Source organism: Carnobacterium sp. (assembly GCF_049673005.1).
Classification (GTDB): Bacteria; Bacillota; Bacilli; order Lactobacillales; family Carnobacteriaceae; genus Carnobacterium_A.
Genome location: NZ_JBATXB010000028.1, coordinates 1 through 14,050, shown reverse-complemented (window position 1 = coordinate 14,050; position 14,050 = coordinate 1). Strand labels below are relative to the sequence as shown.

Genomic DNA, 14,050 nt, shown 5'->3' with positions numbered 1-14,050 from the left:
CTAGACTATCAAAGGGGACTTAAATGTAATAGCACTTATCTAGTAAATCTAATATTTTTTGCAACAAAAATAGTCCAGTACCGTCTGTATAAACAGTATTTACAGGACGAGAAAAGCAGATACAATTGTTATTTGAAATATAACATTAACTGGTATAATGGTATTGTAAGTAATAGAACGGAAGTCAAAAATTAGTTGCTAATTTGAGCTTTTTATAGTCTAAACTAAGATCATGAAAAAGGAGAGAAATATGATAAATAAAATGAAAATCACATTTATAGCGTTTACGACTTTAACTTTGGCGGCATGTGGGACTATCAGTCAAATGACTGTTGAAGAGAGTTCCGCGTTAGTTCCTAGTGAAGTTAAAGTAGCGACAACTGAAACCATTACAACTTCTATTATTATACAAGAAGAAGGTAAAGTATTGACTAATAGTTCTAAAGAATTGAAATCTGAAGAAGGCCAAAATTTATTAGAAGTTATGAAAGAAAATTATGATATAACAGCTAAAGATGGTTTTATATCAGCTATAGATAAGTATGAGCAAAATGAAAAAGAAGGAAAATATTGGTTGTATACGATAAATGGAAAAGAAGCGACAGTTGGAGCTGCTGACTATGTTTTAGAGGATGAAGATGTTATTGTGTGGAATTTAGATGGCATTTAAGCACTCTTCTCGTAAAATGTCTATTAAACGAGTAACATTATTAGCTATGCTAACAGCTCTTTGTTATGTTAGTCGCTCAGCTTTTCAGTTCTTACCTAATGTTCAACCTGTGACAGTCATTCTAATTATTTTAACACTAACACTTGGAATAACAGATGCATTGATAGTTGCAACCCTATCTATCTTTGTATCCAATTTAAATCTAGGAATGGGAATCTGGACAATTGCTCAAATTGTTTCATTTGCATTAATTGTCGTTGCTACAGGTCTATTTATAAAACCAATCTATAAAAAAATTCCTTTTTTTATAATGATTTTGTATAGTGTAATTACAGGATATGCCTATGGTTTTTTTATTTCAGCTATACAAGCTCCTTTTTTTGGAATACAAAATTTTTGGGTCTATTATTTTTCAGGACTTTCTTTTGACACGTTACATGCTTTTGGGAACGGTGTCTTTTATTTAATATTAGCACCAATATTATTCCCATTATTAACGAAATCAATTGATACTTATTATTTCCACGAGTAGAAAAAATTAATAGATAAGAATACAGTCGATAGTAAAGCGGCTGTATTTTTTTGTGAGAAGCTAAAACGTGCGGTTTGAAACTAATTCATGGTAAAGTTAAGTTAAAGAATGAATAGAGGAAACAGTCACAAAAAGGGCTAACGAAACAAAATAAGTGGGGAGGTAAAAAAATGGCGGATTATCTAGGGGTCGACATTGGAGGAACTCAAATAAAATATGGTTTAATTAATGATGAAGGTTGTATAGACATAGTGGAGAAAAGAGAAACACCTATGGATTCATTGGATAGTTTTGTTAGAGTAATGGGTGAAATATATGATGACTATGCAGATGAAATTGAAGGGATGGCTATTAGCATGCCAGGAATTATCCATTCAAGAACCGGTTTTGCTGTTCATGGGGGGACATTAGATTATATTAAAAACATGAATATGATTTCACTACTTGAAGAACGTTGTCCAACAACGATTCATGTCGAAAACGATGGGAAAGCAGCAGCATTAGGTGAATTGTGGAAAGGGAACTTTATAGGAGTTGAAAATGGTGTAATTCTTGTTTTAGGTACCGGTATTGGTGGTGGGATCATAAGCAATGGTAAACTATTAAAAGGGAATCATTACTCTGCAGGAGAGGTTTCCTTTATCAAAACAAATTCTGATAGAAGTTCTGATGAGGATTATATGTTTGGCTTTCAAACAGGATTAAGAAAATTGTTTAAGACTATTTCAAATCGATGTGAGATTCCATTAAATCAAATAGATGGACACCTTGTATTTCAATATGCAAACGAAGGAAATCTTGAAGTTTTAACTTGTCTAAATGAATATTGTCGAACTTTAGCTATTCAAATTTTCAACCTTCAAGCTATTTTAGATCCTGAAAAATTTTTAATTGGTGGTGGAATTAGTAAACAGCCGTTGTTACTTGAATTGATTAATAAGAGTGTAGCTGAAGTTTTTAAAGAGAAAAATACAGAACTATTTTATGCACCACTGATTGAAAAAAGCAAACATGGCAATAAAGCAAATATTATTGGAGCCTTGTATAATTATAAAAAAAATGAACAACTTTCATTTGAATGAATGTTAGCAACAACTACATTAGTTAATCATACAAAAAATTAAAGAAAAAGAAGGTTAGGACATTTGGCGTCCTAACCTTCTTTTCTCTATCTATAAGGCCTCAATGCACGAGGTTTATCTAAAATTTCCTTGTATACGATGCCTTTAATAATATCCTTTTGATAAGGAGTCTGTTTCTTTTTTTTACTTACTTGTTTGTTCGTTTGAACAAACTTTTTAGTAGAGGCAGCCATTTTTGGGTAAGATCTTGTTAGATCATCTCTGTTTGGAATAGCTTGAATCCTATTTCGTTCGGCCAAAGGCTGAGATTTCACCTTAGGCTGTTGGTACTGATCTTTTTTAGTAGACAAGTAAGGGTTATTTCGTTGTTGCGCTATATTTGCAGCTTTTTGTTTTACACGAGAAACTTCTTGGTTAGAAGCTTCTTTTTTGGTTGGAACATTCCTCAAACGATCTTTTTCTTGATTAATTTCCTTCATGAATTCCTGGTATTTAGATACCGCACCACTCTTTTTACCTTTAGTCTGGTCAAAAAGAGAACTCCCTATTGCTTTTACAACAGCAATGATAATAAGAAGAGGAATAAAAGAACTTAAAAAACTAAGGAGAGTAAATAGTTCCATTATTCATCACGTTCACTTTCGCCTAACCCAGAAATAGAATCTCTCATAGAAGTATCTGCAGCGATATTTTTCATATTGTAGTAATCCATTACGCCTAGATTACCTGATCGTAATGCTTCTGCTAATGCTAAAGGAACTTCAGCTTCGGCTTCTACTACGCGAGCACGCATTTTTTGAACTTCTGCGATCATTTCTTGTTCCTGAGCGATAGCCATTGAGCGTCTTTCTTCAGCTTTTGCTTGAGCAATATTTTTATCAGCTTCAGCTTGTTCCATTTGTAGACTCGCACCAATGTTACGTCCAACATCGATATCTGCTATATCAATTGAAAGAATTTCAAAAGCCGTACCAGAGTCTAATCCTTTTTTAAGAACCATTTTTGAAATAGAGTCCGGATTTTCTAAAACGTCTGTATGTTTTGCAGCACTACCAACAGTTGTTACAATACCTTCACCAACACGAGCAATGATAGTTTCTTCACCAGCACCACCAACCAAACGTTCAATGTTAGCACGTACAGTAACTTTAGCACGAGCTTTAACTTCAATCCCATTCATCGCCATAGCAGCAATGACAGGTGTTTCAATAACTTTAGGATTAACACTGACTTGAACGGCTTCAAACACGTTACGGCCTGCTAAATCTATAGCAGCGGCTTGTTTAAATACCAAATCAATATTAGCACGTTGTGCAGCGATTAGAGCATCAATTACTTGATTAATATCTCCGCCTGCAAGGTAGTGAGCTTCTAATTCATTGATATTAATATCTAGTCCAGCTTTTGTAGCCTTAATTAAAGGGCGGATAATATTTTGAGGAGCAACTCTTCTTAAACGCATTCCAACTAATGTACCAATTGAAACTTTAACTCCTGAAAAGTAAGCCGTTACCCATAATCCAACAGGTACAAAACGGAAGAACATACTTAAAATGATAATGACGATTATCGCAATAATAGCGATACCTATTAATCCACTAGTTTCTTCTAATAACATAATTATGACACTCTCCTGACTATTATTTTAGAACCTTCAACTTTAATCACTTCGACAAAAACTTCAGATTCAATTTGTTCTCCGGAACTTAGTACGTCTAATTCTATCTCATCAAAAGCTACCTTACCAGTAGGTCTTAATGTTGTAGTAGTGATTCCTCTTTTTCCTAAATAGTCAGTATAGTCTTTACTACTAGAATAACCACTCGTTTTAGTCATATTTTCTTCCAGTATTAGTTTTTTAAAATTACCAAAAGAGTACCCCTTTTTCAGAAGGATGATAGCTAAAACTACAGAGATAATTCCAGCAATACTTAAGTCAAACAAGCTCTGGCCAGCGTCTCCGTAATTGAGATAGATGCCTCCAAAGAGCAATAGACCTCCCAACACACCCGCAACACCAAAGTTAGGGATAAAGACTTCTAAAAGTAGTAAAAGGATACCTAAAACAAAAATCACAATAGGAAACCACTCTCCATTACCATTTAAAAAAAAGTAACCAGCAAAACTACCAACGGCTAATAAACCACCTAATAAATAATGAATGGTCAACCCAGCAATAACTAGTCCGATAAAACCAGCACTCAAAAGTAAGATATTCAAATTTATTCACCTCCTTTAATTGACTAGATTCTTCTATATAAGATAATAAATTAAAAAAACGTTTTAACAAGTTACTGAAAAAAGAATTTAAAATAGATACTTATATTTTACCACTCCTATAGTGAATATGCACACTTATTGGGTTAATTATTTATTAAAAATAGAACGCTTTAAAAGCGACAATAGACTAACTTTAAGAGTTTTTTTGATAAAGCATATGATAAATTTTCAATGCTAATTGGACCTTTAATATTTCTTCTGAGTCTTTGAGATCAAGCAAAAGAATTCGCTGTATTTTTTCAATTCTATAAAGCAAACTATTGCGATGAATATATAGTTGTCTAGCCGTTTCAGCAATATTTAATTGATTTAAAACCCAACAATCTAACGTTTCAATTAACTCGCTTTGAAATTTTTGATCATGTTCATATAATTCTCCCAATGTGTAGGAAAATAATTTATGCATTTCTTTTTGACTAACATTATCTTTTAAAAAATGATGAATAGTAAAATCGTCAAAGTGATACGTTTTTTGCTTAATGGTCTTTGTCTGTGTCAGTCGCAAAGCTTCTTGAGCTTCGTAAAAACTTAAATTAATATCGAATAGTTGTTTAGTCAACCTTCCAATTCCACAATAGAGGATACAGTGTGAAAAGTTTAGTTCAATTGAGTGAATCAGTTCTTCCATTTCAGTTTTTAAACTAGTTTTATCTTCAATAGTAACTTTAGGAGAGGTACCAACAAGAATAATAATTTGTTTTTTACGATGAAAAATTAAAAACGTTTTAGGGCTCTTATTGGTCTGTTTCACAATAAAACGACTAATTTGTTTCATTTTATTTTCTTCTTGATGTGCTGCTTCTAATAAATCATCAGAAAAGAGGTCTTGAAATTCTACTTTGAGAACGTACGCTGTATACCATAGTGTTAAGTCTATACCGTGTAAATCAGCTAGGTTAGTAAGAGAAGTTGACGAAGTAATTTTACCAGCTAATAATTCATCAAAAAAATCTTGACGAATGCGGTTTCGAGTCCGCTCAATTTCTCTTATTTGAATACGTTCAAGTGCAAAGGCCATACACCCATTTTCTAAAGCAATAAAATGATGGTCTGTCAGTTTTTGAGTAAGATCCCAAACAACAATAAAGCCATAAGGTGTGTTGTTAAAAAAAACGGGCATGATAACACAACACATCTCTTTGTCTTCAACTAAAAATCTACGCACTAACGGTTTTTGAATATTCTCAAATTCAGGTGGCAGGCTATCGAAAAACTGTTGGGAAAGGTAAGTTTCTTTACCGCTATGAACCAGTTCAGTCATAGATGAATTAAGCAACCTCCAATTTTGGTCACATAAGAAAATCGAAGAATCCATCATATGAGATAACGCGTCTGAAATTTTTTGAAGACCGCCGCCATGGAGTGACAATTGGAAAAATTCGTTATGTATATCTAAAGATTGTTTATTTAGAATATCATGCTCTCCGGAAAGCTCTTCCATGACGCGCATCATAACTTTAGAAAAAGCAATTCCATAAGGCATTTCAATAATTGGAATAGTTAACTCATTAGATAACTGCTTCATATTTTCTGGGATATCTCCAAGGTAGCGTCTTGGCTTGATAATTAGAGCCGGACAGTTGATGGCCTTTAACTGGTGGACTAGCGTATTTTGCATGTCTTTATCATTTTTGAAAAAATAACCAGATGTAATTAACATCTCGCCCGGTGAAAACCAATCTAATGCATCAGGATTATCCATAATATTCACACTGGAAATTTTGTTCGTTAATCCTTTAAAACCTGAAACAACTTTAAATTCTTTAAATGGGGCTAATTCTAAAAAATCATTGACGGTTAACATAGCTGAATCTCCTTTTATAAGTACTAGTGAAATGATACCGTTTACCAGGTTGTCAGTATACCATTTTATAAAGAATATCTCTATCTAATTTTCTGTATATAATAACTATAAAAAAACTGTTTTTTAGTATAGTGTGACTAGTGATGAAAAGGCTTCCTTTATTTATACTAAGGATGTAGTTGAGAAGCCGAAGGTAAAAATAAAGAAGTCATTATATATTATAAAATGGCAATCAACTAAAAAATAGTAGGGGGTAAAAAAAATGAGTGAATTATTAGGTTGGAAAAAAGGTGACTGGGGTGCCTATTTCGGATTATTGGCAAACAATTTAACGAACTTCTTTACAATGTCAGGCCTATTGATTTTTGCAGTAGGAATGCCAGCAGAATTTGTTTATAGAAGAATTGCACCAGGTTTTGGATTAGCATTATTTCTAGCAGGTTTCTTCTATTGGTATGCAGGTAAAAACTTAATGAAGAAGACAGGTCGCACAGATGTAACCGCTCTACCTTCAGGTCCTAGTGCACCATCTATTTTCTTAGTTATTTTCTTGGTTATTATGCCAATAGCTAGAGAAACAGGTGACGTTATGTACGCTTGGAAAGTTGCTTTAGGCTGGTGTTTCTTAGAGGCCTTGATTGAATTATCAGGAGCTTTCGTAGGAGACTGGTTAAGAAAAATTATCCCACGTAGTGTATTGCTTTCATGTTTAGCAGGTTTAGGATTATTACTTTTAGCAATGAATCCAATCTTGCAATCTTTTGAAGCACCTTATGTTGCTTTTGTTGTTTTGGCAATCATTTTTATTAACTGGTTTGGTAAAAAACCTATTTTACCTAAAATTCCAACTGGATTCTTGATCCTAGCAGTAGGTACAATCTTAGCTTGGGCATTTGGACAAATGGACTTTGCAGCTGTTGTAGCAGGGGCAGATACTCTTGGTTTTTCTTACCCAATCTTACAAATAAAAGAATTGTTTGAAGGAATTCCTCCGGCAGCATTGTTCTTAGTTTCAGCAATTCCATTAGGTGTAACAAACTTTATCTTTACCTTAGAAAATATTGAGTCTGCAGCAGCAGCTGGTGATGACTTTAACGTTAGAAACATTATGTTAGCAAACGGATTTTCTTCAATCATTGGTTGTTTCTTCGGAAACCCATTCCCAACAACAGTTTACATTGGACATCCAGGTTGGAAATCAATTGGAGCTGGAATTGGTTATACACTTGTAACTGGCTTTACAATGTTTATCATCTCACTATTTGGATTAGGTGGTATTTTACTTGGTATTATCCCATTAAGTGCAGTTTTCCCAATTCTTTTCTATGTTGGTATTGTTGTAGCGGTTCAAGCAGTAAACGAAACACCAAAAGCAGAAATGGCAGCCGTTTTCGTTTGTCTGTTCCCTTGGATAGCAAACTGGGCATTAACATTAGTAAATAACACACTTACAGCAGCAGGAACAAATGCAGCTGGCGTTGGATTAGCAGCATTTACAGATGCTGGAGTTTACCACAAAGGTTTAGTTGCTTTAGGTAGTGGAGCACCGTTAAGTTCTATCTTGTGGGGTTGTCTAGTAGTCTTTTCAGTTAGAAGTAAATCATCCGCTGGAATTATCACGGCATTGGTATCAGCAGCGTTAACGTATACTGGAGTTATTCACTCTGTATCAGTTGGTTTAAATCAACAATTTGGTATTACAATCGGCTACCTATTAATTGCAGGATTGTTTGTATATAAATATGTTGTTGATAAAAAAGAAGTTGTAGAAAAAGAAGAGGCAGATACAGCAACAGCTATTCCGAATCAATCAGCTTAATAGATGAGATTAGATAATCAGTGAATGAAAATAAGGATTTAAAGGAGTGTCAAACGTGAGTAGAAGTAAAAATGAGGAACTAATGAACCAAACGGAATTAGGTCATACAAGTGAAGTGAAAAAGTTATTAACGGATGAAGTAGATGTAAACTTTCAAGATGAAAGAGGAAGAAGTCCATTAATGTCTGCAACACAACAAAACAATATCGAGCTAGCTAAATTATTAATGGAAGCAGGAGCTGATGTAAATTTAAGAGACAATATGCTGTTAACACCTTTCATATGTGCAGCTGCTAATGGTTTTCATGAAATTTTAGAAGCAGGAACAAAGTATGGAGCAGACGTTGCATTAGTAAACCGTTTTGGCGGGACAGCCTTATTGCCAAGTAGTGAAAAAGGGTTCTTGAAAGCAGTAGATGTAGCGATTAAAGCTGGAGTGCCAGTAAATCATATTAATGATTTGGGTTGGACAGGATTACAAGAAGCAGTTGTTCTTGGAGATGGTGGTGTTTTATATACACTCATTATAAAACTATTAATGGACAATGGCGCAGATGCAACAACAAAAGATCACGATAATAAAACAGCAATTGATTGGGCTACCGAAAAAAACCAAGATAAAATTTTAGCTTTATTGAATCGTGAAAATAAATCAGATGAAAAAGAACTTACAGCGATAATGGACTTAATTTCTACTAATAAATTTGAAGCAGCGCTACAAGCAATTGAGCAAGCTGGAAATTCAGCATCTGATTTAACGTATGACTACCTAAAAGGGTACACATTAACTCTACTCAATCGTTATGAAGAAGGTGTAACTGTATTTAAAGAGGCTCTTCATAAAGAAGATGGCAATCCTGAATTTTACTTCTACATTGCTAATGCGCTAAGGGAGCAAAAGAAAGCAGACGAAGCAGTAGCTGTTTATGATGAAGCCATTCAACAAGATCCAACAAACTTCTTCTTTAGATACCATAAGTCTAACTATCTAAGAGAACTAGGCAGACATGAAGAAGCGATTAAAGAGATGGATGAATTATTGTCTAATGATCCCGATCGTTATGATTACCTGTTCCATAAAGCCAATAGTTTAAGAGTGCTGGGTCATGCTGATGAAGCGGATAAATTATTAGAAGAATTTAAAAAAAATAAACAAACAAAATAACAGTAACAACTAGAGTGGAGGAGCAAAAGTGAAACACGTCCGAGCACTTTCTATGGATAAACAATTCAAAGAAATGACAAACGATTCAAAAATAGTACTAATCGTTCATAGTGTTTTTGAACGGACAATCAATATTCTTATAGAAGATGAACTGTTTACACTTGCATGTAGTCAAATTGACAATGCTCCTGCTACTTTGGTTATCGATTTACCTGACTTTAACGGATGTGATATTGATGCCAACATGCGTGGATTTTTATCTCCAGAAAAAGTAGAAATTAATGGAAGTTTATCTATTAATCTAACAAGCACACCAACTTGGGAATGCCAACTAATTGACTTTCCAACAGATAAAAAAGATTTAGTTAAAAATATTTCTATAGCTAAGAGAGAAATTGGTCGTAAAGGTCATGCAAGATGGTTATTGGAAAAAGAAAGTAAGCTAACAGCTTTTGATAAAGAAATGGGTAGAATGCTCAGAGAACGCACCACATTATTAATAGAAAAATTTCTAACGAGTAGTACAAATCAAAATATTCAGCATGCAAAGCAGTTGATTGGATTAGGACAAGGGTTAACTCCTTCTGGTGATGATTTCCTTGTAGGTTTGCTCTTGGCTTTTTCAATGAATAAGAATGAGAACTTCCGTCAAAAGGAGTGGAGTGAATTAATTGTTAAGGAAGCTAAGAGCAATACTAATATCATCAGCTACAGTGCATTAAGGTATGCAGCTATTGGTCAAACAAGAGAAACAGTTGGCTTATTCATAGAAGCGTTAGTGAGTGAAAAAAAAGAAGAAAGTATTAAACAAACATTATCTAAAGTTATGGAAATTGGATCATCCTCAGGTACTGAAATGGCTTGGGGCATATTAAACGGACTAACATTACTTTTAAAACAGGAGGAGCAAAATGACAATACAAGCAAAAATTAAAAAGAATACGTATTTTGATTCCGTATCTTTAATGTCTTTATCAACAAGAGCAAACTTAATAGAAGATGTAAAACAAGCAATGATCGGTATGGGTACGGATATGAATAAAGAAGTAATCCGTAATGTAGGAATGGGTTCTTCTGAGATTGATGAAGCGGGAACGGGCGACTTAATGATTACGATTGAAACCGATAACCCTGATGCAGTCGATATGATTTTTGAAGAAATTGACTTATTGTTTACGACAAAAGTTAAAAAACCTCAAAAAGGTGAGACCATTTATAAATCAATCAATCAAGCTGCAACCGAAATAGAAGCGGCAAACATAGCTGTGATTTCTGTTAATGGAGCATTTGCTGCAAGAGAAGCACAAGCCGCATTAGATAAAGATTTAAACGTGATGTTATTCAGTGACAACGTAAGTGTTGAAGAAGAATTAGCATTAAAACAAAATGCACATGAAAAAGGATTACTCGTGATGGGTCCAGACTGTGGTACAGCAATTATCAATAATATCGGATTGTGTTTTGCGAATAAAGTTCGTAAAGGTACTATCGGAATTGTAGCAGCATCTGGAACTGGTGCTCAAGAAATGAGTGTACGTATCCACGAATTTGGCTATGGTATTTCTCAATTAATCGGAACGGGTGGACGCGATCTAAGTGAAGCCATTGGCGGAATCATGATGTTGGATGGTCTTGCAGCATTAGAAAATGACGACAATACAAAAGTTATTGTGCTTGTTTCAAAACCACCAGCAAAATCAGTAGAAGTAAAAGTACTAGAGGCTGTTAAAAAGAGCAAAAAACCTGTTGTTGTCTACTTCTTAGGTGGCGATGAAGAAACAATCACAAAAGCTGGCGGACATTATGCTAAACGCTCAAAAGAAGCAGCGATTAAAGCTGTCGTGCTTGCAGGCGCAAAAGAAGAGGAGTTGGATACACACCCATTAAATATTCCTCTAGTTGAAGAAGTTAGAGCTAAACTATCCGATGAGCAAAAATACATTCGTGGACTATTCTGTGGTGGAACACTTTGTGACGAAGCAATGTTTGCTGCGATGGAAAAACTAGACAATGTTTATAGTAACATCCATCCAAATCCTGAATTTAAACTAGTAGATAATAACAAAAGCCAGGCTCATACGTTTATTGATTTTGGTTCTGACGAGTTCACAAGTGGTAAGCCTCATCCAATGATTGATCCATCAACACGTATTGATAGATTCTTAAAAGAAGCAGCTGATCCTGAAGTTGCTGTTATAGCAATGGATTTTGTTTTAGGCTATGGTTCACATGAAGATCCTGTAGGCGTGATGTTACCGGCTATAGAAGAAGCTAAAAAACAAGCTAAAGAAGCTGGTCGTCATTTAGAAATTCTAGGATATGTATTAGGAACAGAATTAGATGTACAAAATATAGAAGAACAAACACAAAAATTAGTGAATGCAGGAGTAACGATTTCAAGTAGCAGCCAAAATACTGGCTTGTTAGCTAGAGAGTTTGTATTGAAAGGAGACTCTAAATGAATAAAATAGAGGAATTATTTAACAGTGAGGTTAATGTTATTAATGTAGGAATCGATTTCATTTCTAAAGATATCAAGAAACAAGGTGCAGTAGCAACTCAATTAGAATGGTCACCACCAGCAAGAGGAAACGTTGAATTGTTAGCTTTACTGGATAGCTTAAATTCAGAAGAGAAACAAGCAAAAATTGAAGCAGCTAATAAAGAAGCAGTCGAAAGAATTATAAAATCGCAACCCGTTTTAATTGGTTACGATCAAGCGATTAATTGTGTGCCAGGCATGACCAAAACAACGATTTTACACGCGGGTCCTCCAATAGCATGGGAAAACATGAGTGGGCCGATGAAAGGTGCTGTTACTGGTGCAATCGTCTTTGAAGGCTTAGCAGCAGATTTAGTTGAAGCAGAAGAAGTTGCTGCATCAGGTAAAATAACGTTCTCTCCATGTCATGAGCATCAATGTGTTGGGTCAATGGCCGGTGTTACGTCAGCTTCTATGTTTATGCATATTGTTGAAAACAAAACTTACGGAAATCTAGCATTCACTAACTTAAGTGAGCAGTTGTCTAAGATTTTGCGCTTCGGTGCTAACGATCAAACGGTTATCGATCGCTTGGTCTGGATGAGAGATGTTTTTGGACCAGTATTGCGTGATGCAATGAAGTTATGTCCAGAAGGAATTGACTTACGCTTACTTCTTTCTTCAGCATTGCATATGGGAGACGAGTGTCACAACAGAAACGTTGCCGGAACAACGTTATTAATTCAAGCTTTGACGCCTTATATTGTTAAAACAGATTATTCATTAAAGGAAAAAATTGAAGTTTTTGACTTTGTAGCAAGTAGTGATTATTTCTCTGGCCCTACATGGATGGTTTTATGTAAATGTGCATTAGATGCAGCACATGGTATCGAAAATAGTACAATTGTTACTACAATGGCTCGTAATGGAGTTGAATTTGGTATCCGTGTTAGCGGAATGAAAGGCAACACTTGGTTTACTGGACCTTCTCAAAAGGTTGTTGGTCCAATGTTTGCTGGATACAAACCAGAAGATTCTGGATTGGATATTGGCGATAGTGCCATTACAGAAACTTATGGAATCGGTGGTTTTGCAATGGCAACAGCGCCTGCTATTGTTCCTTTAGTTGGTGGAACGGTTGAAGAAGCGATGGGTTATTCAAAAGAAATGTTAGAAATTACAACAACCGAAAACCCTAACGTAACTATTCCAGTCCTAGACTTTATGGGTGTACCAACTGGAATTGATGTTAGAAAAGTAATTGCGACTGGAAAACTACCAATTATTAATACAGCTATTGCACATAAAGATCCTGGTGTTGGTATGATCGGTGCAGGAATCACAAATCCTCCATTTGAAGCATTTGAAAAAGCTATCAAAGCGTTGGAAGAAGCTATTCATTAATAAAAATAGAACGGATATAATTTATTAACTAAAAATTCGATTCTTGTAGCAGTGGATTTTATTCACGAGCTGAAGAATCGTTTTTTTTTTTGATAAAAATAGGAGGGAATGAAAAAATTCTCATATTACCAGAGGACAGTAAATTTTTTTCACTAAGCGGAAGCGGAAACATTTCGTAAGAAAATCATTTTAAAAAACCGTTCGATTATTGATACATAAGGGGTTGTTCAGTTTTAAGTAGTATTCCAAGTAAGATAAGGGATATAGGATGTAATTATTAGAAAAAAATGATAAAATAATGAGTGTAAGGTTTGCCTATCATTCTTTTTATAGAAAGGAGTCCAACAGTTGGTCAAACAAGTGAATAAAGAAACAAATCAAAGGTTATTAGAAAAAGAGATGTATTTATTTAATACAGGTCAACATTTTGATAGTTACTTAGCGCTAGGTTGTTCTTTTGAAAATTATGAGGGAACAGAAGGATTTCGGTTTACTGTATGGGCACCAAATGCGAAAAAGGTATCTATAGTAGGAGATTTTTGCGACTGGACTAATGGATTAGAGATGGAAAAAGTAAACGAAACAGGATCCTGGACAATTTTTACACCCAATGCACAAGAAGGACAGTGTTATAAATATTTAATTGAACAAGCAAATGGAGAAATTAAATTAAAAATAGATCCTTATGCTTATGCATTTGAAGTTCGTCCTAAAGATGCCTCGATTGTAAAGGATTTGCCACAAAAAAAATGGCAAGATAGTTTATGGATGGCTAATAAAAAAAGATACAACCATGCAACTCGACCTATGGC

12 protein-coding genes and 1 pseudogene are annotated in these 14,050 nt (G+C 34.6%); 9 read left to right on the top strand and 4 right to left on the bottom strand.

Annotated features, from left to right (window positions below; all coding sequences use genetic code 11):
* Nucleotides 1–250 precede the first annotated feature (250 nt).
* The 3 genes from WBF61_RS02560 (at nucleotide 251) to WBF61_RS02550 (ending at nucleotide 2,284) form a co-directional block, all read left to right on the top strand.
* Nucleotides 251–670 (top strand): DUF4430 domain-containing protein, encoded by a 420-nt coding sequence (locus WBF61_RS02560; RefSeq protein ID WP_424253642.1) that lies wholly within the window; start codon nucleotides 251–253, stop codon nucleotides 668–670.
* A complete protein-coding gene (locus WBF61_RS02555) occupies nucleotides 660–1,202 on the top strand; it encodes an ECF transporter S component (protein ID WP_424253640.1) in 543 nt (180 codons plus the stop codon). The genes WBF61_RS02560 and WBF61_RS02555 overlap by 11 nt, the downstream gene beginning before the upstream one ends.
* A gap of 170 nt (nucleotides 1,203–1,372) precedes the next feature.
* Nucleotides 1,373–2,284, top strand: a complete 912-nt coding sequence (locus WBF61_RS02550; protein WP_424253639.1) for an ROK family protein — start codon at nucleotides 1,373–1,375, stop codon at nucleotides 2,282–2,284.
* A gap of 86 nt (nucleotides 2,285–2,370) precedes the next feature.
* On the opposite strand, the gene WBF61_RS02545 is transcribed toward WBF61_RS02550, so the two are convergent.
* The 4 genes from WBF61_RS02545 to WBF61_RS02530 all read right to left on the bottom strand — a co-directional run bounded on the left by WBF61_RS02545 (nucleotide 2,371) and on the right by WBF61_RS02530 (nucleotide 6,368).
* Nucleotides 2,371–2,907 (bottom strand): hypothetical protein, encoded by a 537-nt coding sequence (locus WBF61_RS02545; protein ID WP_424253637.1) that lies wholly within the window; start codon nucleotides 2,905–2,907, stop codon nucleotides 2,371–2,373.
* Nucleotides 2,907–3,902, bottom strand: a complete 996-nt coding sequence (floA, locus tag WBF61_RS02540; RefSeq protein WP_424253636.1) for a flotillin-like protein FloA — start codon at nucleotides 3,900–3,902, stop codon at nucleotides 2,907–2,909. The genes WBF61_RS02545 and floA overlap by 1 nt, the downstream gene beginning before the upstream one ends.
* A gap of 2 nt (nucleotides 3,903–3,904) precedes the next feature.
* On the bottom strand, nucleotides 3,905–4,504 hold the full coding sequence (locus WBF61_RS02535) for an NfeD family protein (protein ID WP_424253634.1): 600 nt from the start codon (nucleotides 4,502–4,504) through the stop codon (nucleotides 3,905–3,907).
* A gap of 193 nt (nucleotides 4,505–4,697) precedes the next feature.
* Nucleotides 4,698–6,368 (bottom strand): PucR family transcriptional regulator, encoded by a 1,671-nt coding sequence (locus WBF61_RS02530; RefSeq protein ID WP_424253633.1) that lies wholly within the window; start codon nucleotides 6,366–6,368, stop codon nucleotides 4,698–4,700.
* Between the two features lie 262 nt (nucleotides 6,369–6,630).
* Between WBF61_RS02530 and WBF61_RS02525 the strand changes: the two genes are divergently transcribed.
* The 6 genes and pseudogenes from WBF61_RS02525 to WBF61_RS02500 form a co-directional block, all read left to right on the top strand.
* Nucleotides 6,631–8,187 carry a hypothetical protein gene (locus tag WBF61_RS02525; protein WP_424253631.1) on the top strand — a complete coding sequence of 519 codons (1,557 nt, stop codon included), beginning with the start codon at nucleotides 6,631–6,633 and terminating at the stop codon, nucleotides 8,185–8,187.
* A 55-nt stretch (nucleotides 8,188–8,242) separates the two neighbouring features.
* On the top strand, nucleotides 8,243–9,352 hold the full coding sequence (locus tag WBF61_RS02520; RefSeq protein WP_424253630.1) for an ankyrin repeat domain-containing protein: 1,110 nt from the start codon (nucleotides 8,243–8,245) through the stop codon (nucleotides 9,350–9,352).
* Between the two features lie 28 nt (nucleotides 9,353–9,380).
* The gene (locus WBF61_RS02515) at nucleotides 9,381–10,286 is read left to right on the top strand and encodes a DUF2877 domain-containing protein (RefSeq protein WP_424253628.1); all 906 of its coding nucleotides are present in this window, start codon (nucleotides 9,381–9,383) and stop codon (nucleotides 10,284–10,286) included.
* A complete protein-coding gene (gene fdrA / locus WBF61_RS02510; RefSeq protein WP_424253627.1) occupies nucleotides 10,264–11,814 on the top strand; it encodes an acyl-CoA synthetase FdrA in 1,551 nt (516 codons plus the stop codon). The genes WBF61_RS02515 and fdrA overlap by 23 nt, the downstream gene beginning before the upstream one ends.
* Nucleotides 11,811–13,238 carry a DUF1116 domain-containing protein gene (locus WBF61_RS02505; RefSeq protein WP_424253625.1) on the top strand — a complete coding sequence of 476 codons (1,428 nt, stop codon included), beginning with the start codon at nucleotides 11,811–11,813 and terminating at the stop codon, nucleotides 13,236–13,238. The genes fdrA and WBF61_RS02505 overlap by 4 nt, the downstream gene beginning before the upstream one ends.
* A gap of 348 nt (nucleotides 13,239–13,586) precedes the next feature.
* Nucleotides 13,587–14,050 (top strand): annotated as a pseudogene (locus WBF61_RS02500) (1,4-alpha-glucan branching protein GlgB); the annotation flags it as partial.

Bases quoted from the DNA above. Each gene is read 5' to 3' on its own strand.
- WBF61_RS02560 (WP_424253642.1), top strand. From the start codon at position 251: ATGATAAATAAAATGAAAATCACATTTATAGCGTTTACGACTTTAACT.
- WBF61_RS02555 (WP_424253640.1), top strand. From the start codon at position 660: ATGGCATTTAAGCACTCTTCTCGTAAAATGTCTATTAAACGAGTAACA.
- WBF61_RS02550 (WP_424253639.1), top strand. From the start codon at position 1,373: ATGGCGGATTATCTAGGGGTCGACATTGGAGGAACTCAAATAAAATAT.
- WBF61_RS02545 (WP_424253637.1), bottom strand. From the start codon at position 2,907: ATGGAACTATTTACTCTCCTTAGTTTTTTAAGTTCTTTTATTCCTCTT.
- floA (WP_424253636.1), bottom strand. From the start codon at position 3,902: ATGTTATTAGAAGAAACTAGTGGATTAATAGGTATCGCTATTATTGCG.
- WBF61_RS02530 (WP_424253633.1), bottom strand. From the start codon at position 6,368: ATGTTAACCGTCAATGATTTTTTAGAATTAGCCCCATTTAAAGAATTT.
- WBF61_RS02525 (WP_424253631.1), top strand. From the start codon at position 6,631: ATGAGTGAATTATTAGGTTGGAAAAAAGGTGACTGGGGTGCCTATTTC.
- fdrA (WP_424253627.1), top strand. From the start codon at position 10,264: ATGACAATACAAGCAAAAATTAAAAAGAATACGTATTTTGATTCCGTA.
- WBF61_RS02505 (WP_424253625.1), top strand. From the start codon at position 11,811: ATGAATAAAATAGAGGAATTATTTAACAGTGAGGTTAATGTTATTAAT.